Annotated in this window: 18 protein-coding genes; 9 read left to right on the forward strand and 9 right to left on the reverse strand. The window is 40.0% G+C overall.

The features are described from left to right. Positions 1–37 precede the first annotated feature (37 nt). Both SHI21_RS20190 and SHI21_RS20195 read left to right on the forward strand, forming a co-directional pair. Entirely contained in the window at positions 38–532 is a 495-nt protein-coding gene (locus SHI21_RS20190; RefSeq protein ID WP_323579036.1) for a 6-pyruvoyl trahydropterin synthase family protein, read from the forward strand. 8 nt (positions 533–540) lie between these two features. Beyond that, positions 541–1,227, forward strand: a complete 687-nt coding sequence (locus tag SHI21_RS20195) for a M14 family zinc carboxypeptidase (RefSeq protein WP_323579038.1) — start codon at positions 541–543, stop codon at positions 1,225–1,227. A 60-nt stretch (positions 1,228–1,287) separates the two neighbouring features. Here SHI21_RS20195 and SHI21_RS20200 read toward each other — a convergent pair whose 3' ends face one another. The 9 genes from SHI21_RS20200 to SHI21_RS20240 all read right to left on the reverse strand — a co-directional run bounded on the left by SHI21_RS20200 (position 1,288) and on the right by SHI21_RS20240 (position 11,223). Continuing rightward, a complete protein-coding gene (locus tag SHI21_RS20200) occupies positions 1,288–1,881 on the reverse strand; it encodes a hypothetical protein (RefSeq protein ID WP_323579039.1) in 594 nt (197 codons plus the stop codon). A 131-nt stretch (positions 1,882–2,012) separates the two neighbouring features. Continuing rightward, positions 2,013–2,864, reverse strand: coding sequence for a ferredoxin (locus SHI21_RS20205; RefSeq protein ID WP_323579040.1), 852 nt, complete (start codon positions 2,862–2,864; stop codon positions 2,013–2,015). A 151-nt stretch (positions 2,865–3,015) separates the two neighbouring features. Continuing rightward, on the reverse strand, positions 3,016–3,984 hold the full coding sequence (locus SHI21_RS20210) for a tRNA pseudouridine synthase B (protein ID WP_323579041.1): 969 nt from the start codon (positions 3,982–3,984) through the stop codon (positions 3,016–3,018). A gap of 15 nt (positions 3,985–3,999) precedes the next feature. Further along, on the reverse strand, positions 4,000–4,374 hold the full coding sequence (gene rbfA, locus SHI21_RS20215; RefSeq protein ID WP_323579043.1) for a 30S ribosome-binding factor RbfA: 375 nt from the start codon (positions 4,372–4,374) through the stop codon (positions 4,000–4,002). A 4-nt stretch (positions 4,375–4,378) separates the two neighbouring features. After that, complete coding sequence (gene infB / locus SHI21_RS20220; RefSeq protein ID WP_323579044.1) at positions 4,379–7,291, reverse strand: translation initiation factor IF-2; 2,913 nt, start codon at positions 7,289–7,291, stop codon at positions 4,379–4,381. Positions 7,292–7,311: 20 nt separating this feature from the next. After that, a complete protein-coding gene (nusA, locus tag SHI21_RS20225; protein ID WP_323579046.1) occupies positions 7,312–8,718 on the reverse strand; it encodes a transcription termination factor NusA in 1,407 nt (468 codons plus the stop codon). 41 nt (positions 8,719–8,759) lie between these two features. Beyond that, a complete protein-coding gene (locus SHI21_RS20230; protein WP_323579048.1) occupies positions 8,760–9,287 on the reverse strand; it encodes a ribosome maturation factor RimP in 528 nt (175 codons plus the stop codon). A 192-nt stretch (positions 9,288–9,479) separates the two neighbouring features. Further along, complete coding sequence (locus SHI21_RS20235) at positions 9,480–9,944, reverse strand: GNAT family N-acetyltransferase (protein WP_323579050.1); 465 nt, start codon at positions 9,942–9,944, stop codon at positions 9,480–9,482. Between the two features lie 7 nt (positions 9,945–9,951). Next, complete coding sequence (locus SHI21_RS20240) at positions 9,952–11,223, reverse strand: winged helix-turn-helix domain-containing protein (RefSeq protein WP_323579051.1); 1,272 nt, start codon at positions 11,221–11,223, stop codon at positions 9,952–9,954. Between the two features lie 202 nt (positions 11,224–11,425). Here SHI21_RS20240 and thrS point away from each other — a divergent pair, with 202 nt between their 5' ends. The 7 genes from thrS to SHI21_RS20275 are packed head-to-tail and all read left to right on the forward strand — an operon-like array spanning position 11,426 to position 20,952. Next, on the forward strand, positions 11,426–13,174 hold the full coding sequence (gene thrS / locus SHI21_RS20245) for a threonine--tRNA ligase (protein ID WP_323579052.1): 1,749 nt from the start codon (positions 11,426–11,428) through the stop codon (positions 13,172–13,174). Between the two features lie 50 nt (positions 13,175–13,224). Next, on the forward strand, positions 13,225–14,238 hold the full coding sequence (locus SHI21_RS20250) for a D-alanine--D-alanine ligase (RefSeq protein WP_323579053.1): 1,014 nt from the start codon (positions 13,225–13,227) through the stop codon (positions 14,236–14,238). Positions 14,239–14,250: 12 nt separating this feature from the next. Then, positions 14,251–17,337 carry an aminotransferase class III-fold pyridoxal phosphate-dependent enzyme gene (locus SHI21_RS20255; protein WP_323579054.1) on the forward strand — a complete coding sequence of 1,029 codons (3,087 nt, stop codon included), beginning with the start codon at positions 14,251–14,253 and terminating at the stop codon, positions 17,335–17,337. Next, positions 17,334–18,428, forward strand: a complete 1,095-nt coding sequence (locus SHI21_RS20260; protein ID WP_323579055.1) for a C45 family peptidase — start codon at positions 17,334–17,336, stop codon at positions 18,426–18,428. Before SHI21_RS20255 ends, SHI21_RS20260 begins: the two co-directional genes overlap by 4 nt. 3 nt (positions 18,429–18,431) lie before the next feature. Next, entirely contained in the window at positions 18,432–19,625 is a 1,194-nt protein-coding gene (locus SHI21_RS20265) for an aspartate aminotransferase family protein (RefSeq protein ID WP_323579056.1), read from the forward strand. Further along, a complete protein-coding gene (locus tag SHI21_RS20270; RefSeq protein ID WP_323579057.1) occupies positions 19,622–20,326 on the forward strand; it encodes a CoA transferase subunit A in 705 nt (234 codons plus the stop codon). Before SHI21_RS20265 ends, SHI21_RS20270 begins: the two co-directional genes overlap by 4 nt. Further along, a complete protein-coding gene (locus SHI21_RS20275) occupies positions 20,326–20,952 on the forward strand; it encodes a 3-oxoacid CoA-transferase subunit B (RefSeq protein WP_323579058.1) in 627 nt (208 codons plus the stop codon). Before SHI21_RS20270 ends, SHI21_RS20275 begins: the two co-directional genes overlap by 1 nt. The last annotated feature ends 211 nt before the right edge of the window (positions 20,953–21,163 follow it).

Raw genomic sequence — 21,163 nt, forward strand, 5'->3', positions numbered from 1 at the left:
TATACTCTTTTAGAAGCATTTATGTTAAAACCTTTGCATGAAAACAGCATTTTCCATTCGTGTCTATAAGCAATATTTTAACTTTGCGTCTTCTCACTTCATGCTTTTTAAAGATGGAACGAGAGAGCCTCTTCACGGTCACAATTACCGCGTTCAAGTCAAAGGCAACGCGCCTGAGCTTGATGATGACATGGTTTTTGATTTTTTAAACATAAAACCTATTGTGAGAAGAATCTGTGATTCTTTAGACCATAAACTTTTAATCCCTAAAAACAATCCCAATTTAGTTATTGAAGATAGAGAAAATAACTATAACATTGTATGCGTTGATAAGAGTGTTTTTAGTATTCCTAAAACAGACGTGCTGATGCTGCCGATTGAAAATACATCTGCAGAAAGAATCGCTGCATACATTGCAAACGAACTTCATGCTGCCGTTTTAGCTGAATACAAATTTGAATTTAATGAGCTAGAAATTGAAGTTGAAGAAACGCCAGGACAGGCCGCTGTATATACCCTCTTTAAGGAATAGGAAGACGAATGAAATTCATTGAATTACCACATGGAACTAGTGTTAAAGGTGAAAAGATCCCAGCATTCAAATCAGAACTAGACGCTCCAACATACAACTACGTATTAGGTGCAGTTCACGGTGACGAAGTTGAAGGTGCTCATTTAGCAAAAGAAATTTTTAAATGGCTATCAACGACTGACGAAGTGAATATGCCACTAGTCTTCGTTCCAGTTGTAAACGTCGACGGATATAAAGCAGGAACACGTGTAAACGGAAACGGCGTTGATCTAAACCGCAACCTTCCTTCAGCTCAGTGGACTCCAGAAGCTCGCGAAGAAAAATACTTCCCGGGAACAGCTCCATTATCAGAACCAGAAAATAAATTCTTAGTAGAACTCTTCAAAAAGTATCCGCCAAGATTCATCCTAAGTTTCCATTCATGGTACCCGGTTATTAACTACAACGGAAAATGCAAAGAGATTGCTGACTTCCTTGCAAGCTATAACAAGTATCCAATTGAAGCAGACTTCTTAACTCACCCGACTCCAGGATCGCTTGGAGAATTTGGGCCACAGGAATTTAAAGCTCCGGTTTTAACTTTTGAATGTCCGGTATTAGGTGAAGGCCATACGCTGGAATCGATCTGGAAAGACAATGAAGAAGCTTTCAAAAAGCTCTTCACAACGAAGATAATCGAAACATTTCAAGCTTAATTAAAATAAAAAAGGCACTCAATCGAGTGCCTTTTTTTTTATTCTAATTTTAGAAAAATACTAACGAGAAACACAATGAGTAAGGACTTGTACGCCTTCGTTAATCACACCTCTCGTCGTCAGAGATGGCATAATCATTTTCAATATCTTTTTAATTTCACCAAAGCTTAACGAACAAAAACTAATCTCACTATAGCACTTATCATGTCCCTTAATCGCTGCTCTCTTAATCTCTTTGCAGCTTTTACTTTCGCCATCCATCGCTTGAATTTCTTTTTGCAGGCAAGTCGCAGTCGTCTCCAACCACTTTTTTCCTCTCGGTGACACTTCCAAGGCCAGTCGCTTTAAACTATCGCTACAATACTGGTAACCAAAACCTAAAAAATATCCTTTAGCACCACAGTTGTTCTTTTTTTCCTGACATAAGTAATAATCACAAGAACCAATCAGCTCTTCGCAATTATCAGTGATTCCTTTCTCTTCGATATATACATTATAAAGGGCCGTCGTTTCCTCTACTCCAAATTCTTTAATCAATTTCTTGTGAGTCTTCATTTGAAACGGTTCAAAAATATTAACGACAGAAACCTCACTCGCCATAGCGAGCTGAACTCCTAAAAAAGAAAATAGAATGATGAGGAATGCGTTTTTCATAGCTAAGAAATACTACTCTGTTATGAGTTTGCTATGACTTTACCGAGTAAAAATTTCACTATCAATCGACAAAAAAGACAAAAAAAAAGGCCCTCAAAAGAGGGCCTTCTATTTGATTTAAAATCTAAAAATTAAGAAGCTTTCGTAAACTTAATAACTTCAACCGGACAAGCTTCCGCCGCCTCTTGAACTCTTAATCCATCGTTAAGCGGAGCGCCCGGACGGATAAGACAAGTTGAATCTGTTACTTCGAATACTTCTGGAAAGATCCCTTCGCATGCATCACAAACGATACACCCTGGTTCAATCCAAACTTTTGAAATTGTAAAGTTCTCAACAGCAGGAGCTGCAGCACCACCACCAGCGGCCGCACCAGCAAAGTCACCAGCGAACATTGGGTTCGATGCCATCTTTAATTGCTTAGCAGTTTTTGGAAGAGGAGGAGAAATAAAAGTTCTATCTGGAAGTGTGTAAAGAGGTTTAACTTTCTCTACAGTAAACTTAGCAGCTAAATCATCAGCAGTTTCAGTCGCAGTATTTCTTTTTTCTACGAAGTCTGAAGCTTTGAAAGTTTGCTTATGAGTTACACTTTCTCTTGAAGCAGTCACTTCAATTTCAATCGTTGCTTTATCAAGTGGAGAAGCAGTTACGATTCTTTGTAACTGGTCACCCATATCAAGATCGCGTACGAAGTCAGTGCTCGATCCATCGAATTCACGAGTGATATCAACTTCAGTTGGAGATCCAAACGGGTTGAATAAACGAACGCGAATTTTATCAAACGTTACAGGTTCAGCGTCTTGATCCCACTTGAATGTGAAAGCAAAACCAACATCACCGCGTGTCGATTTAATGATTTCAATTTTTGGTTTAACGAATAGAAAATTTAAGGCACCAGAAAGCAAACTAAGTGCTCCGATCCCTACTAATAATCCAATTCCAGCTAGAATCGCCAAAATCATGGCAATGTATGTTGTACTCACTAAGGCTCCCCAAATAACGAGTTAATTAATCAATTATTGATAATTTATTTTAACATATGATTGCGAAATGTTTAGGAAAAAGTGATTAATTTTGAGAGACACGACATGGCAAAATGAGAACTTCGTGGATCAGATATCAAAAAATCCCGAATCAAATAAAAAGTGCAATAGCTTCTTTTAAGTTAAATACGGCCTGAATTTCACCATCTCTTACTCGAGCAAGACCGCAAAAATACCAATCTGTATTGTAAATCCACATGATATCGAGAGTTGAGACGTCTGCCTGATTTGGTTGCATAACTATTTCAAGTTCAGTCAAAGGGTAGCGATGCCCTTGTAGATACCTCGCGGCCTGCTCAGGAGTTAATCTGACTTTATTTAAACAAAGTACCTGATCCAGTGGTGTACCCCATTTTTCCAGGTCAAACTCAGTCCCTCTTTTGGGCCAGTCTTTCTCTTTTATCGCCTTAATCGAAGTGTTATCACCAATCGCTTCACGCTCTAAAATTTTAAGCGCTCCAAGCCCGCCAAGCATCTGTGAGATCTCTTCAAAGAGTGTTCTTACATATGTCCCAGAGCTCACCGTGACCACAAACTCTAGTTCAGGGTATTCAAATCTCAAAATTTTAAAATCTAGAATCTCTCTTTTAACTTTTTCTTTTTGAATCATCCTGCCTTGAACGGCCAGTTCATAAAGACGCTTGCCTTCAAATTTCGAAGCAGAAAAACTATGGGGAGACTGCCAGTACTCTCCCAAAAAATGCTTACTCAGCTTTTCTTCGAGATCCTTCATGGGCATATTTTGAAATTCTAATTCGATATCTTTTTTTTCTTCAACTTCACTCATGAAGTCGCCGGTTTTAGTTTTTCCACCAAATACACCAACGGCACGATAACGTTTTGGCAGCAACTCATGAACGTATTCATTGAGCTTCTGTGCCCCTTGAACACCAATGAGAAGGACACCTTCAGCAAATGGATCTAGAGTTCCAAAGTGCCCAATCTTTCCAAACTTATAACCTAAATTTTTTTTGAAATGAAAGACGACATCAAATGACGTAGGCCCGACGGGCTTGTAAACGTTAAAGACTAAGGGGATTTCTTTGTAATCTGTATTCACGTTGAAATTCGATTCTTACTCTTCAGTATTTTCTGAAGTGTTCTTATCTTTAGAAGCAGTTATAAGATCCATGATCTTTTTTTCTTCTTCAAACTGATTGTCGTAAACAAACGTTAAAGAAGGCACGTGACGAACTTCTAAAACTTTCGCAAGTTCAGATCTAATTCTTCCAGCGGCCGATTCGATCGCAGTTTTTGCGTCTCCACGAGTTCCAGAATCGTATGTGTCCCACGATACAGTCGCATAACCGTAGTCAGGAGACAGTTCTACTTTCGTGATAGAAACTCTTGCAAGTCGCACGTCATTTGTACCAGCACGAAGCAGGCCGTTGATTTCATTCAACAGCCTTTCTTCATATTTAATTTTTTTGAAATTGTCTTTTTTGGCCATAATATTACAGGTTCGCTCTCGTTTCTTTAGACCCAGACTGGCTCATTCCAGCTGCATCATCAAGTGTTCTTTTCTTCTGTACCATTAAGTAAGCTTCAAAGATATCCCCAGCGTTAATATTCGTGAATCCTTCAAGAGAAATACCACATTCATAACCGTTCTTAACTTCCTTAACATCGTCTTTGAAACGTTTAAGAGAAGATAATTTCCCGTCATGCATGATTTTCCCGTTACGAAGTAAACGGATACCACAACCTTGAGCAATTTTTCCGTCGATAACGTACGATCCGGCAATAACACCTGCTTTAGGGATGTTGAAGACTTCACGAACTTCTGCGCGACCAATAAACTCTTCCACGAACTCAGGGTCAAGAAGACCTTCAAGAGCAAGTTTCACGTCATTGATTAGCTCATAAATGATCGAGTAGTTCTTAATATCAACACCTTTATCTTCTGCAAGTTTTCTTGCTGAAGTTACTGGTCTCATGTTGAATCCGATTAGGAATCCATTTGCCGTAGCTGCCATCTGAACATCTGAATCCGTAATTGGACCAACACCACCAGCAACAACTTTAACTGCTACTTCTGAGTTTCCAAGAGATTCTACAGCTGACTTAATAGCTTCGTATGACCCTTGAACATCTGATCTGATAATAAGGTTAAGAAGCTTTTGCTCTTCACCTTCTTTAGCTGCATTCGAGAAGAAATCTTCCAGAGATACTTTTTTCTTTTCCGGAGCAGCTTGAAGAAGTTTTCTTTCATTCAATCTGTTTTCCGCAATTTTCTTAGCTTCTCTTTCCGACTTCACGATATTGATTCTATCCCCTGGTGCCGGAGCATCTTCAAGGCCCAGAATCTGAACTGGAGTCGAAGGTCCTGCAGACACTAACTGAACACCTAGGTGGTCATTTAACGATCTAGCACGTCCGTACGTTTCTCCAACTACAAGGTAGTCACCTTTATTTAACGTTCCTGATTGAACTAGAATCGTGGCCATAGGCCCTCTTCCTTGCTCAATTTTAGATTCGATTACTACACCTTCAACCGGGCCTTTTTCGTCCGCGCGAAGATCTAGGATTTCTGCTTGAAGTAAAATAGCTTCAAGAAGTTCATCGATACCCATAGATTTTAAAGCAGACACGTGAACGTATTGAGTTGTCCCACCCCAGTCTTCTGGAAGTAAGTTGAACTCAGTTAATTCTTGTTTTACTTTATCTGGATTCACTCCAGGTTTATCCATTTTGTTAACAGCGATGATGATTGGAACACCAGCGTTCTCACAGAATCTAATCGACTCTTTCGTCTGAGGCATAACCCCATCGTCAGCAGCAACAACTAGAACAACAATATCAGTTGCGTGAGCACCACGTTGTCTCATAGCTCCGAAGGCCGCGTGACCAGGAGTATCTAGGAACGTGATTGTTTTATCGCCTTCAACTTTAACTGAGTAGGCACCAATATGTTGAGTGATCCCACCAGCTTCACCTGAAGCCACTTTATCTTTTCTAATAGTATCTAATAGAGTCGTCTTCCCGTGATCGACGTGACCCATGATCGCTACCACTGGCGGGCGAACAGGGAACTTCGATTTTTCGTCTTCAGATACAGCAGCTTTACCAATGATTTTTTCTTCATTGAACGCTTTATCTTCAACACGGTAGTTAAATAGAGCACAGATATCAGCAGCTAGTTTAGGGCCAACATAATCTGTTTCTTTAATTAAAAGGTTTAGTTTTAAACACTCATCAAGAAGATCTTTGAACTTAACACTTAGCTTGTGAGCTAAATCCCCAAGTACAACACCTTTGTGAATATGAACAACACGTTTAGAATCCTTAACTTCAGTTCTTTCAGTTTGCTGAGTTGGTCCCACGTAGTCCTTTTTTCTTAAAATTTGAGTGTAAATCGGGCGTCCTGTACCACTTAGTGCAGTATAAGACTTTAGTTCTTCTTCAGCGCGAGACATAGTAATGGCCTGAGCTTTTGAAGCAATTGCTTTTTTCCCAGTCATCATTGAAGCAAGACCGCCCATGCGCTTCTTGTTTTCTTCTTCCTCGCCTCTTTTTCTTTCATCTTCCTGTTCAGCAGGAGTTCCAGTGAATTGCTTAGGTTGTGCAGCTTTTAGGGCCTCTGCTTTAGCAACGCGAGCTGCTTCTTCCTTCGCCTGGTTTTCTTTGAACATTGGATCTTTTGACGGCGTATACACAGGAGTGAATCTGTGTGGACGGTCAATAGTCGATAATTTCTTTTCTTCTTTAATAGCTTCTTTAATAGCTTCTTTATCAGCAGCTTTTCTCGTGATAACTCCCGCCTCATTTGGCGTCTCTTTTTTCACAGGAGCTTTTGATACAACTCTTAAACCACCAGTTGATGCAGGAGCAGATGCTGCCACTTCTTCTGATACTGCCGGAGTCGGCTCAGTTACACTTTCGTCTTCTGCTGGCTGAGCTACGAAATTCTCTTCTTCATCTGCTTCTACTTCAGTAGCAGCATGAACTTGAGTTTCTTCACTTTCGTCAGAGTCAGCGTACATTGTGTCTGATTCTTCGTCTGTATTCTCGTCAGTTTTTCTACGAATAACTGTCGCTTTTTTCTTAACTGTAGAGGCCTTCTTAGTTGTCTTCTTCTCTTCATCTGCTTCTTCAGCAGGTGCAGCAGCTTTTCTTTCAACTGTCTTTTTCTCAACAGTTTTCGCAGCAGCAGCTGGTGCCTTTTTACGAACTACTTTCTTTTTAGAAGCAGTGTCGCTCGAGGCCTCTTCATCTTTCTTCACCGAAGCAAGGTAAGATGTCACGTCAGCGTCTGACAATTCGGCCATGTGATTTCTCACAGCAAACCCTTTTGCCTTTAACGACTCGACGAGATCGAGAGGTCCAATATCTAATTCTTTTGCCAATTCAAAAACTTTTTTAGGCATTATTAACTCCGTTTACATACTTACTTCAATTTAAACGCTGCAAGCTCTTCTCTTAGACGTCTTTCCGCCTCAGAGAATTTATCTTTTTCATCCACTTCACCTTCTTTATGCTTATCAAGGAGACCTTTATAAGCAGGTACCGCAGAAGCAGAAACTAATTCTTCTTCATCGTCAGCAAGATTGATTGTTCCTTGCTCGATTGCGTCGTGAGTGTCTTTCAAGATTTGAGTTGCATCAGCAACATTTCCACTTAGGATTCCAGCTAACACTTCAGCGTCCATTGCAGCTAAATCAGCAATAGACATGATTCCATTTTGAACCATCATTTGAGCGCGGGCATCCGAAACAGAAACAATTTGCATAAGGCTGATAACGGCCTTTTTAATTTTTTCTTGAAGTTTAGTTTTAGAGATGATGTTGATTTTGTATCCAGTTAACATCGCAGCTAAACGAACGTTTTGTCCGCGTCTTCCGATTGCTAAACTTAATTGATCTTCTTCAACTACTACATCCATTGAGTAGCTAGAGTGATCAACCTGGATGTTTGAAATTTCTGAAGGAGCAAGTGCTGCTCTTGCAAAAGTTTCAATATCAGCGTTCCAACGAACGATATCGATTTTTTCACCTTGAAGTTCGTTTACAACGTTTTGTACGCGAGACCCTTTCATACCAACGCAAGCTCCAACCGGATCGATTTCGCGATCAGATGTGTACACCGCGATTTTCGCGCGTTGTCCTGGCTCTCTTGCAGCAGATTTGATTTCGATGTTTCCATCTAGGATTTCTGGAACTTCAACTTCGAATAATTTAACAAGGTACATTGGTGATGTTCTTGATAAACGAATTTCCGGCCCTCTGTTAGTCATTACAACTTCAGATAAGTAAGCTTGAATTCTGTCACCAGTTTTGAAGTTTTCCCCTGGGATAATTTCTTTACGAGATAAAATCGCATCAGATTTACCAAGGTCAACAATAACATTTCCTCTTTCATAACGACGAGCGATCCCTGTTACCAGTTCTCCTTCTCTGTGTTTGAAATCAGAAAATAAAATTTCTCTTTCTGCGTCTCTTACTTTTTGGAAAATAATCTGACGAGCAGTTTGGACGTCAACACGTGTGAAGTTAGGGTTTTCGATACGAATCCCTAATTGGTCACCAATTTCAACTTCGCTATCAAGATTTCTAGCTTCATTGATTGTGATTTCGATAATCGGATCTTTTACAGCGTCTACAACGTTTTTGTATTGGTAGATTTCGATTTCGTCTTCAGCGTCATTATAACGTGTTTCGTATTCACCTTGAATACCGTATTTCTTTCTTGCAGTTACAAGGAAAGCTTGCTCAATAGCACGCACGACAACGCGTTTATCAATCCCGCGGTCCTTTCCTAAAGTTTCGATCATTCTTCCTAATTCTGAAAAATTCATTTGAACCTTCCTCTCTTTGTATGTTTATTGCTTATAATTATTTATTCAGCGTTATATTTACTAATATCTGTTTCTAAATTTGCTTTTTTAATCTGCTCGTAAGGAATATCAATGATTGAGCCTTTAGCATCAACCACAACTCCAGTTTCAGATGCACTCACTAGCTTCGCTTTTAGTTTTAAATTATTGCGAAGGGCCTTTGGAAAATCCGGATATTTTGCTTCATCAATTTTTGTGATTAAGTGAAGCAGAACCTCTTGGCCTTCAACATCTTTAAAATGTTTTACAGTCGTAAGAATTCTATAAATCCCTGGTGAAGAAACTTCTAATGTGAAGTTGTCCGGTATCCAAGTTTCAGTTTCCATATAAGGAGTAAACCCACGGTCTACTTTTACACAGTCTTCAAGAACCGCCGTTTTCGTCTCAGGATTTACTACGTATACAACCAGATTCCCCGATGAAGAATTCCACTCCATCTCATAAAGTTCTAAATTGTTTTCGCTTAAAATTTTTGTCGTTAGATCAAAAAATTTTAATTCCATTCCCTGACGTGGGCCCTTAAGAACCATATTTTCTATCCCATATAAAAAAAAGGGCAGATTAAAAAATCCACCCTTACTACTTTTGTACTTTAATACTCGATTTCGGAGGTAACAACTTCAGGAAGATCGTTTCAAGAAATACTTGAAGAAAACGGCCCACCAAAGATCATTACGTGATGACTATAGCAAATTTTCTATCAAATGCAAACATTTACGCTCTCATACCTCGAGCGTCATGATGATTGCCGTGCCGCCGTTGCTATAGAAATGCTTCTTTTTGTGAATGACTTTAAGGCCCATACTCTCATAGAGATTGCGGGCGACAATATTCTCTTCTTCCACTTCCAGAAAAAAAGTTCGAATGCCGCGCTCCTTCAAAACCCTAATTGCTTCATTTAATAAATTTTTCCCGATTTTAAACCCACGATTATCAGGATTCACCAGGATTTTAAGCAAATGAGCAAAGGAATCTACGACATTAAGGTCAAAAAGAACAAAACCTGGGATTAATCCATCTCGCTGATCAACTAAAATGAAGCGCTCGGCCCCTTCTGAGAAAACCTGGTCCCAAGACGCAGAGTCCCATGGCGTCGGAAAGTGCTTCAGATCTAGATCTTTGAGCACAAATAAAACATCCGCTTCAAGAGCGGATGTTTTATCTATAACAATATATTTTTGTGACATTTTAAAACTAAACAGGAGAGCTTAAATCAACGTTTCCGATTGAGCGCTCAGAGTTTGTTTTCACTTCCATGTGGAAGCGGATTTTTGCAAGAGGGTTAAATGTATAACCATCTTTTCCACGGATAATGTACTTACGTTTTGAATCAGCATCTGTTGGCTCGATCAATTTTCTTAAACGAGATACAGAAGTATAGATAAGTTTATCGTGGATTAATGGGTTGTACTCATCTTTCCAGATCATCTTAGCAAGTTGCTCTTTATCGAAGTATGTTCCAGGATTTTTAGATAGAAGGAAAAGGATTTCAAGCAGAACGAATCTGTGTTTGAAATCGATTGTTCCCAATGATCTTTCAACAATTTTTCTGTTTGTGCGGTCTAAATAAAGATCCACTGTTGAATCATTAACATCATCAATTTCCGCTTCGATTAAATGATTTAATCTTCTGAAAATTGTCGTGTCGATCGACTCTTGAGCAAGGTGGAACATATTTAGAGCGTCGTCAAAGTTTCCAGCTTTTTTAAGGGCCGTCGCTTTTCCAAAAAGGATGTAACCATATAGGTTCCAGCATTTTTTCGACTGAAGATATTCGTTAGCAAGCTTGTAGTAGTTAAGCGCTTTATCGTTTTCATTCATTTCGATAAAGATTTTTGCGTAATACGTGTACATTGCTCCAGATAGGTAGAATTTTTTAATGATCTTTAGAAGGTCATTTAATTGGTCTAAGTATCTTAGAGATAATTCTAAATCTTTTCTGTAGAACGCGTTCGTTGCTAGAGAAAGCAGACATTTAGAAAGAAGTTCTGGCTCGTTTTCTTCGCTTGATTTTTTGTAAGCTAGTTCAAAGTTGGTCTTAGCTTCTTCAAAGTTACCGCTATAATTTTTCACAACCCCAAGGTTGTAGAAGAATTCAGCTGAAAGTGTAGGCAGCGTTCTCGAAAGAGCGTCCATCAGCTTTTCACTTTCATTAATATATTTTTGAGCTTTGGCGTCTTCAAGTTTTTCTGACGCTATACGGATAAGGAACCCATAGGTCTTAAGTACTGAAAACCCGTCAGCGACTGGATCTGCAAATGTAAGGGCCTTCACGAAAGATTCGTCAGCACTTACTAAATCGGCCTTATCATAATACACTTTTCCAAGCTGATAATACGACCTGGCAACCGCAGTTTTTGTTACGACTTGATCAAGCTTTACATCGTCTTCTAAAAGACCAATATAAGGTGTGATTTCATTGGGGTTTGTACCAACTGAAAGACCTAAATCTTGACTCGTTACCATGGGGTTTTCTCCATAAAAATAAACTGATTTTTCCAACTTCGTATGCGGAAGCCACAAGGTCATATCACGCGATTCTTACAGCGTCAAAAGCCCATTGTAAGATTTTTTCGAAAGTAAGATTCAAGTCGTTGATTTGTATAGCTGCGCCTGATATTATAGAGCGTAAAAAGGTATTAATTTTCTAATTTTTGGAGAAGCCCTAATGGCCAAATACGATCTAGACACTATTCGTCACTCTACAGCTCACTTAATGGCCCAAGCGGTAGACCGTATCTACAAGTCTCACAACCCACAATTTGGTATTGGACCCGTTATCGAAAACGGCTTCTATTATGATATCGATCTTGATGTAAAAATTGCAGATGAAGATCTAGAGAAGATCGAAAAAGTTATGCAAGAAATTATCGATGAAAAACTAGCAATCAAAAGAATGGTTTTCTCTCGTGATGAAGCTGTTGAATTCTGGAAAAAGAAAAACCAGCCGTTAAAAGTTGAAGTGGTTTCAGGGATCCCTGCTGACCAGGAAATCTCTTTATATGAGCAAGGTGAATTCGTTGACCTTTGCCGTGGCCCTCACGTTGAGAACACAGGACATCTTCCAAAATTCTTTAAGTTACTTCACACTGCTGGAGCTTACTGGAAGGGAGACTCAAACAATAAAATGCTACAACGTATTTACGCTGTAAGTTTCAATACAAAAAAACAACTTGAAGATCACATGATCTTTTTAGAAGAAGCAAAAAAGCGCGACCACAGAAAGCTAGGAAAGGAACAAGAACTTTTCCACTTTGAGTCTGTAGCTCCTGCTTCGCCTTTTTTCATGCCAAAAGGAACAACGGTTTATAACGAGCTGGTTGCTTTCATGAGAAGAATTTATGTGAAGTACGGTTACGATGAAGTTATCACGCCAATGCTTCTGGACTCAGACTTATGGCATACATCAGGTCACTACGCTCACTACAAAGAAAATATGTATTTCTCTCAGGTAGATAAGCGCGAGTTCGCACTAAAGCCAATGAACTGTCCGTGCCACATGCTTATGTTTAAGCATTACAAATACTCTTACCGCGATCTACCTATGAGATACGCTGACTTCGGTCGCCTTCATAGATACGAAAGTGCTGGAGCTGTAGCAGGATTAACTCGCGTTCGTTCATTCTGCCAGGACGATGCCCATATCTTTATCTCTCTTGAAGGAATTCAAGAAGAGATCATCAAACTTATGGAAATGTTCTTTATTTGTTACGACCACTTTGGTTTCAAGCAAATTAAAATCGGTCTATCGACTCGCCCGGAATCAAAAGCTGGTGACGATGCAACTTGGGATGTAGCTGAAGCTGCTCTTCAAGGCGCTCTAGATAAAACAGGACACCCGTACCACATCAACGCTGGTGACGGTGCTTTCTACGGTCCAAAAATCGACATTCAAATCGCGGACGCTATCGGAAGATGGCATCAGCTTGGAACGATTCAGTTGGATTTCCAACTTCCAGATCGTTTTGACTTAAAATACACAAACGAAGAAGGAAAAGACGTGCGTCCGGTTGTTATCCACAGAGCTCTTCTTGGATCTCTTGAGAGATTCATCGGAGTTTACCTGGAGCACATCGCAGGGATCTTCCCTTTCTGGCTTTCTCCTGAGCAAGCGACAATCGTTCCTGTATCAAATGAAAAACACACTGAGTACTGTCGTACACTTGCAAAAGAATTACGCGACATGGGCTTCAGAGTGAAAGTTGATGAGAGAAACGAGACGATGGGATACAAAACTCGTCAGATCCAGCAATCGAAAGTTCCTTTCATGATTGTTATTGGTGACAGAGAGATGGAAAACAAAGCGGCCAACATCCGTGCTTACGGTGAACAGGCAACAAAGTCGCTTACAATCGTTGAACTAAAAGAATACTTTACGAAATTAAACCTAGAGAGAGTTCCTGAAAAACTTAGATAGTTAGACGGGACTCTCAGACATTATAAATAACCTAAGGATAGGGTGAAAAAATGAGCAAAAAAAATATTCTTCTACTATGTGGTGGAAGTGGTACTGAACATGAAGTTTCTGTGGTGTCGGCAAAGTTCTTGGAAAAGAACCTAAAAGAGATCGGCCTTTATAACGTCATCAAAGTTGAAATTGGGAAACCAAAAACAAATGATAAAACTTTTCGCCTAGTGAACGCAGATGGTTCTCTAGGTGAAGCAGTTGAAATAAATTCTCACCGCCAGTTAGTTGGCGCAAAAACCAAAGAAGACATTCACTACGTGGTTCCATGTATCCACGGGCCTCCGGGAGAGACTGGAGAGATTCAAACTTATTTAGAGTTGATCTCACTTCCCTATTTTGGATGCGGGCCTGAAGCAAGTTTAATTTGTTTTAACAAAGTAACTTCTAAACTATGGTTCAATGCTCTTGATATCCCTAACACTCCCTTTGAATTTTTAACGAGCATTGAAGACGCTCCGAAAGCTCATAAACTTTTTGATACTCACGGTAGTGTTTTCGTTAAGGCCGCTTCTCAAGGCTCAAGTGTTGGATGTTACCCGGTATCTAAGAAATCAGATTTAGATGCTGCACTTAAAAATGCTTTCACATTCTCTGAATATGTTTTAGTTGAAAAAATGGTGACAGCTCGTGAGCTTGAAATTTCAACTTACGAATTTGAAGGAAAGGTTCACGCAAGTGTCCCGGGCGAAATCAACTGCCCTACGGCCTTCTACTCTTACGATGAAAAATACGATCCAAACTCAAAAACGACAACTGAAGTCGTCGCCCCTAATCTTTCTACTGAAACAATAGAACTGATGCGTGGGTATGCGATCAAGACGTTTAAAGCGCTTAAGCTACGTCATCAGTCGCGTATTGATTTTTTCTACACAGACAAAGGTGAAATCTATTTAAATGAGATCAACACTTTTCCTGGGGCAACACCGATTTCGATGTTTCCTAAAATGATGGAAAACAACGGACACTCGTACTTAAAATTTATCAGCGATATTGTACAAAAAAATATACTTTAAATAGAGGCCTGTATGAAATTACCAATTATCAATGCTCAGGATTCAGAATTTGGACATGATATTTTAAAAAAATATTACGCCGACAATATGATTCCCGCAGAGAAAAAAACTTATCTTACAAAACTTCGTCATTCCATCGGGCCCTACATGGGGATTGAATCAGTCGATGGGACGACTCACTATCTTTTAGATGCAGCTTCGCAAATTGCGACTCTGGGACATGGATTCAATCCATCGATCTTTTTTGGTGCAGCTGAATTTTTAGAGAGCTGGACTAACGATGCCACGACGAAAGATTTTAAAGACACAAAAAATTCATACATTAATTTTTTCAACCGCAAACTGGGATGGAAAAAAACTTATATGACCATCACCCACTCAGGAGCGGAAGCAAATGAGACGGCACTTGGTTATTGTTATCTTTCACGTGTGAATCCTGAAGCCAATAAAGTCCTAGCTTTTGAAGGGTCATTCCACGGACGCATGATGGTGACACTCGCTGCAACCTGGAATAAAAGTAAGCGCGAGCCATTTGAGTGGAAGAATTACCTGGCCGAGTACGTAAAGTACCCTGAGCTGGAAGACAGTAGAATGAACGTCCGCATCCCTGAGCTATGGAGAGAGACCTGGAATGAAGCTTCCTTAAAGAACTTCATGGTCCCGAGCATCTGGAACTCCGATCCGATGGTAAAAAAAGAAGTCGAAGTTCTGCAGCAAGTCCGCGCCCAACTTCTTTCTAAAAAAATCTTCGCGATCTTAGTTGAACCTATGCAATGTGAAGGTGGAGACTGTTATTCGTCTGACCGCTTCCATACTGCACTTTTATTAATGGCAAAAACATTTCAAGTTCCAGTAATTCACGATGAAGTTCAAACAGGGTTTCACCTTGGACGTGAATTCTTCTGGCACAGACAATTCAACATGAAAGGACTTGATGGCGAGCAGCTTAATCCTGACTACGTTGTCTGTGCAAAAAAAGCACAAGTCGGAATCGTGTTATCTCACAAAGAAACAAAAAGTATTTTCAAAGGTGAAGAGTTCTCTGTTGCTTCAACTTTACGTGGATACGCTCACGCAATCAGTTTAGATCAATCACAAGCACGCATTATTGATATTGAAAGACATATCGTTCCTCGTGTGACTGCTCTTATCAAGAAGCACTCTCAACACATCAGACGCCCGCGAGTGAATGGCCTAGCTTTCGCTTTCGACGTTGTTGAACCGGCAATGATGAATAAATTTGTCGATCTACGGTTTAAGCACGGTCTATTATATTATCCAGCAGGAAGCCAGACTCTTCGCTTTAGAATGAGTACAGCTTTTGGCCCTAAAGACTTAGACTTTTTATTCGATAGACTAGACGCTATTTGTAGAGAGCTTTTCTTAGGTGAGCACACCACTCTCCCTACTCATGTTGAAACAGACGCATACACAGCTGACGAGCAGTATGACTGGCACATGCTTTTGATTGAAACAAAACTGGCCCGAGCGCTGGGACAGAAACTTGATATCAAACACGTCTTTGATAAAGTGAATACTCTGGTAAGTAAAAGTGTTGAGGCCGCACAAGTTGAGCTGATTGAAATCAATGCTTCAAACTTCTTAAACTACCGTCAGGAAATCATCAACATGCAAAAAGCTGTTTATGAACCGGCCAGACAAACTGATATCGAAAAATTTGAACATACCGTTTTAGATAAAACATCTCTTTGTTTAGGTTTATTAAATAAAAAGAAGAAATTAATGGGGATTGCTTTTGCAGGTCCTCTTCACTTGTATCCACTAGAGCGCGGTGTACGCATGGACCCGCATTTTGACGACCATGATTGTCTTTATATGCTCGATGTAACGATTGATCCTCACCTACAGAAGTCAGGCCTTGGAAAAGCGCTTAAATACGCTATTTCTGCCATGGCCATTGTCAAAGGAATCAAACGTATTCAAGGAAGAAACAGAGACCGCATGGCGAGCTCAATGATCAACATCAACCTATCATTAGGCTCAGTTGAGCAATGTTATATCCGCGAGGACTATCCTGATTTCGAAGCTCACCGTGATGTATTTTATTACACGACAAAAGCTGACTGGAAGAAACCTGCCATTCACTTGAGCCGCGCGATCAACATCCCTCTTTCAATCAAGAGTCTGGATAAAGCTTATTTTGATTTCCAACTTCCTTACCTGGTTAACAAAGTTTGTCTTTCTAATTTCGTTAGTGAGCCATTTTTAAAAGGTGTGAAAGAATTCTTAAGCATTCTGCCGGAAGATCTTCGCCACGGTTACACAACGTCAGGCCAGTCTGAATGCGTGGATAAAGTCGCAAAAGCGATTTGGGTAAAATCAGACGCAGCTATTAAAGAAAGAAATGTAAACAAGATGCTGACTTTCAAAGGTCACTATTTTGGTAATGGCTCGATGCTGGCACGTTCACTTAGCTATGAAAAAGATCCATACTTTAAAGTTGGACGTCTTCCTAATCCAACTGAAAATGATTTCAGAGAAGTATTAAAACTAGTTGAAAAAGAGTTCGCGACAGCTGAGTACCTGGCCGTTTGGGTTGAGCCGGTTCTGCAGAAGACGATGGAAAAAATGCCATACGAATTCTTAAGAGGACTTCGTGAGCTTGCAACGAGATATAATGTTGCTTTAATTTATAACGAAACAGCATCTCAATTCTTTAGATTTTCTAGCAAGTACTTCATGGCCACATGTTTCCATGAGATTACACCAGATGCCGGAATGATTTACTTCTCAGGGCAGTCAGGGATTGCTTACACATCGACCAAATACTTCCTGGAGCAGCCACTAATGATGATCAGTACTTGGGATGGAGATGAATTCCACTTCCTAAGTTACTACCATGCTTTCAAGAACGTCATGGCCAATGTTGAAGACTACAGAGAAACCGCAAAAGCTTTCCATGACAAGTTAGTTGATAAGCTTTCTCGTTATGAAATTGATGTCATAAAAATCGATAATGGTTTTGGTTATTTTAAAGGATCGATTCCAAGCTCAATGAGCAAAATGTTTATTCAACATAACGGGGTGTACCTGGTATGCCCAAGCTACGATGCTATGAAGGAGTATTTACAATCATGAGTACAAATTGCATGTTTCCCTACATTGTCTATCAACAAGGGAAATCAAATAAGGAATGGGGTCTGTCCCACGGTGAAGAGTTCAGAAAGGCCATCGCTGAACTGACAGAAATTAGACGTCACCTGATGCTTGCTAAAAATCCACGTTTAGAAAAAAGGTTGGATGAGCTTGCAATGGAGCAGTTTAATCTTTCTAAAAAATTTGCACCACATTTAGCAGATGAATTAGAAGGAATCGCCAAAGGTGCGGGACTAACGATCCCCGATCTGGTTGTGCTAAACAACTACACAGACTTCAGAGACATTATTCTTCCTGAAGAAGGATGCTCGACTGTTCATATTCAGACTCCTGAAGAAGTTCTTGCAGGACAAACATGGGATATGCACCGTTCAGCTAAAAACTATATGTGCCTAATCCACGTGCCAGCGAACGACAACCATACATCTCAGCTTGTATTGAGTCTTGTTGGATGCCTGGGGCTTATGGGTGTAAGTACAGACAATACACTTATTGGTGTGAACAACATCAATACGACCAATGCTAAGACTGGTTTGATCTGGCCGTTATTGGTAAGAAAAACTCTTGAGCAAAAAAATCTCATGACCATGAGATCAACACTTCTAAATGCACCAGTGACTTCAGGTCACAACTACATCATCGCAAGTCCAGAAGGTGGTGAGCATTTAGAAATCACTCCAACGATTGCGGAGAAAGTTTCTGCTCTTCAACAAGGACAAGTTGGATCGATTTTTCATACGAACCACTGTGTGGGCGATGAAATAAAAAAAATAGAAGATACAACGTCTATGAGTTCAACAACTCATAACCGCTGGGCGCTTCTATCGAAAAAAACTTATAAAGTTCAGGATCTGGAAGACTTTAAAAATCTTCTTACAGACCACGATGAATTCCCTAAATCAATTTGCTCGCACTTTGAAAATGGAGCTCAGGACCCGTCATTTACTTGTGGTGGTGGAGTCAGTGATTTAAAACGCGGACATCACATTTTCTGGAGAGGATGCCCTGCCCATGATGAGGATTACCGTGAATTTGAATTTTTAATTGATGGCCACGACTTTAAAAAGGTTTAATGTATGGATGAATATCCCTTTTTCTTTACTTGGGTAAAACAAAAAAATCCTTTGAGATTTAGTATCGCCTCAGTTGATGGCGTAAAAATCATTACTGAAACTGGCCATCAACTTATTGACATGTCTTCCATAAGCTACCAGGCAAGCTTTGGACACAATCATCCAACGATTATACGTCACATGAAGGAGCAGCTCGACACTATTCCCATGAGTGCACCTCGCGGAATTTTTCCAGGAAAAATCGATGCGACTCAAGAACTCCTGAAGTATATGGATAAAAAAGAAGGAAAAATCTTTTACGCAACAGGCGGTGCTGAAGCAGTAGAAAATGCACTTAAAATTGCCAGGGATGTTTCCAAAAAGAAATTAATTCTCGCCCGAGATATTTCTTATCATGGGGCCACTTTAGGAGCACTAAGTGCAACTGGTGACTGGAGAAATAAGGCCCACTTTATTCCCAGCAGAGATTGGGTTGTTCGTATCCCAGAACCGTCTGAACCAGATGCCATTGCAAAAACCCGAAAGCTTATTATCGACCACGGCAAGGATAATTTTGCGGCCTTCATCATTGAAACCATAACAGGTGGAAATGGAGTTTACGCTGGAACACAAGAATGGTGGGATGGAATCAGTGAGCTTTGTAAAGAATTTGGGATTCTTTTAATCATGGATGAAGTCATCTGTGGTTTTGGCCGTACAGGTGTTTCATTTGGTTACATGAATTATAACGTGAAGCCTGACATCATCACTCTTGCCAAAGGAATCACAGGTGGAATGGTGCCTTTTGGAGCAGTTTGGGTCAGTCAAAATATTGCTGATTATTATATGAGTAATATCCTGGCCTGTGGATTAACCAACTACGCTCATCCATTAGGGATAGCAGCGATGTCCGGAGTTTTAGAAATTGTACAGGATTTTGAATTTCAAAAACATCTGCAACATATCTGTGCTGTATTTCAAAAAGAACTGGAAAAATTAAGATCTTTACCCGAGGTGGAAAATATCCGCTACAAAGGAATGCTCGCTGCAGTCGATTTAACTGTTGATATCCAATGGAAAACATTTTTTGATAAAGGAATTCACCTGGCCACTCAAAATAAAAGAATTGTCCTTGCTCCCCCACTTATTATAACTGAAGCGGAACTCATCGAAGGTATGAACCGTTTTAAATTGGCCCTTAAGGAATTAGACCAATGAAAAATAACTCTCCCAAAGTATTTAATGATGCAGCATCTGCCTTGAGCGATATCAAATCAGGCATGACGCTTATGAGCGGTGGTTTTGGTTTGTGTGGAATCGCTGAAAATTGTATCGATGCCCTGACTGCAATTGATGTAAAAGACCTGACTGTTATTTCTAACAATATTGGTAACTCCGGGCGTGGCCTGGTTAAAATCCTGGTTCAGGACAAAATTAAAAAAGCTTATTGCTCGTATGTAGGTGGCAACCCTGATTTAGAAAAAAGGATGCTGGCCAAACAAATTGAAGTTGAACTTGTGCCTCAAGGTACATTCTCAGAGCGCATTCGTGCAGCAGGAATGGGAATCCGTGCTTTCTATACACCTACTGGTTACGGGACATTAATCGCTGAAGGAAAAGACGTTAAAATGTTTGATCGTCCTTGTATTCTTGAGACGGCCCTTCACGCAGACTTCGCGATTATCAAAGCTCAAAAGGGCGATACATTCGGAAACCTTTGGTTTAAAGAAACAGCAAGAAACTTCTCACCACTTATGGCCATGGCCGCAAAAATTACAGTTGTTGAAGTTGAAGAGTTAGTTGAACTCGGACAAATCCCACCAGAAGACATTCATCTTCCAGGAATTTTCGTTCAACGAATTTTTCAGGGTAGCAATTATAAAAATGATATCGAATTCTTAGTTACGGAAGGTGCATAATGGCGTGGACAAATATCGAAATGGCAGATGAAGTAATTCAATTTTTTACGCCTCATAGTTCTGTAAATCTTGGAATCGGAATGCCGACAGTCATCGCAGAGAGAATGCCCCGCGATTTAAATATTATGATCCACTCTGAAAATGGAGTGCTCGGTGTAAGTGGTCGTCCAACAAAAGACACTGTTTCCCCAACTCTTATTAATGCCGGTAAAGAAACAGTCGCGATCGGACCAGGAGCTAGTTTCTTTGATAGCTCGCTTAGCTTTGGAATGATCCGCGGTGGACACATTGACTACTGCGTTCTTGGTGGGATGGAAGTTGATAGCGAGAGAAGTCTTGCCAACTGGATGATCCCGGGAAAGAAAGTTACTGGTATGGGCGGAGCAATGGATCTCGTTAATGGCTCTAAGCAAGTGATCATCATGATGAACCACTTCAGTAAAGACGGCGTCGCTAAACTTCTAAAGAAGTGCGTGCTTCCTCTTACAGGAAAAGAAGTTGTCGACATCGTTGTAACTGAGATGGGTGTGTTTAAACCTACAGGGACAAGCTTTAAAGTATTAAAGATGGCACCGGGTGTATCTCTTTCAGATTTAAAAATTGAAAGTAGCATTCTTACTAACTAGTCATTGGTAATTTTTTTAAAAGAATAAATTTTTATGAAGTGTTTTTTTGATTTTGGATTTTAGGCAAAAAAAAGGGGCCCCCTGCAAAGGCCCCATTTTTTTTTGGCATCCTGCCACTAGTAAGAAGACATCCTATCCTCTACACTTATGATTATAACTGGATTTTAAAAAATTGTAGAAAAATATTTCGTGGGTAAAGTTTTCCCGAAAT

Origin of the sequence: Bacteriovorax sp. PP10 (assembly GCF_035013165.1) — a bacterium.
In the GTDB taxonomy this organism is placed as follows: domain Bacteria; phylum Bdellovibrionota; class Bacteriovoracia; order Bacteriovoracales; family Bacteriovoracaceae; genus Bacteriovorax; species Bacteriovorax antarcticus.

Excerpts from the sequence above, each read along its gene's own strand:
- nusA (WP_323579046.1), bottom strand. The coding sequence starts at position 8,718 with ATGAATTTTTCAGAATTAGGAAGAATGATCGAAACTTTAGGAAAGGAC.
- SHI21_RS20190 (WP_323579036.1), top strand. The coding sequence starts at position 38 with ATGAAAACAGCATTTTCCATTCGTGTCTATAAGCAATATTTTAACTTT.
- SHI21_RS20200 (WP_323579039.1), bottom strand. The coding sequence starts at position 1,881 with ATGAAAAACGCATTCCTCATCATTCTATTTTCTTTTTTAGGAGTTCAG.
- SHI21_RS20235 (WP_323579050.1), bottom strand. The coding sequence starts at position 9,944 with ATGTCACAAAAATATATTGTTATAGATAAAACATCCGCTCTTGAAGCG.
- SHI21_RS20240 (WP_323579051.1), bottom strand. The coding sequence starts at position 11,223 with ATGGTAACGAGTCAAGATTTAGGTCTTTCAGTTGGTACAAACCCCAAT.
- SHI21_RS20265 (WP_323579056.1), top strand. The coding sequence starts at position 18,432 with ATGGATGAATATCCCTTTTTCTTTACTTGGGTAAAACAAAAAAATCCT.
- SHI21_RS20255 (WP_323579054.1), top strand. The coding sequence starts at position 14,251 with ATGAAATTACCAATTATCAATGCTCAGGATTCAGAATTTGGACATGAT.
- SHI21_RS20275 (WP_323579058.1), top strand. The coding sequence starts at position 20,326 with ATGGCGTGGACAAATATCGAAATGGCAGATGAAGTAATTCAATTTTTT.
- SHI21_RS20270 (WP_323579057.1), top strand. The coding sequence starts at position 19,622 with ATGAAAAATAACTCTCCCAAAGTATTTAATGATGCAGCATCTGCCTTG.
- SHI21_RS20260 (WP_323579055.1), top strand. The coding sequence starts at position 17,334 with ATGAGTACAAATTGCATGTTTCCCTACATTGTCTATCAACAAGGGAAA.
- SHI21_RS20250 (WP_323579053.1), top strand. The coding sequence starts at position 13,225 with ATGAGCAAAAAAAATATTCTTCTACTATGTGGTGGAAGTGGTACTGAA.
- SHI21_RS20195 (WP_323579038.1), top strand. The coding sequence starts at position 541 with ATGAAATTCATTGAATTACCACATGGAACTAGTGTTAAAGGTGAAAAG.
- rbfA (WP_323579043.1), bottom strand. The coding sequence starts at position 4,374 with ATGGCCAAAAAAGACAATTTCAAAAAAATTAAATATGAAGAAAGGCTG.
- thrS (WP_323579052.1), top strand. The coding sequence starts at position 11,426 with ATGGCCAAATACGATCTAGACACTATTCGTCACTCTACAGCTCACTTA.
- infB (WP_323579044.1), bottom strand. The coding sequence starts at position 7,291 with ATGCCTAAAAAAGTTTTTGAATTGGCAAAAGAATTAGATATTGGACCT.
- SHI21_RS20230 (WP_323579048.1), bottom strand. The coding sequence starts at position 9,287 with ATGGTTCTTAAGGGCCCACGTCAGGGAATGGAATTAAAATTTTTTGAT.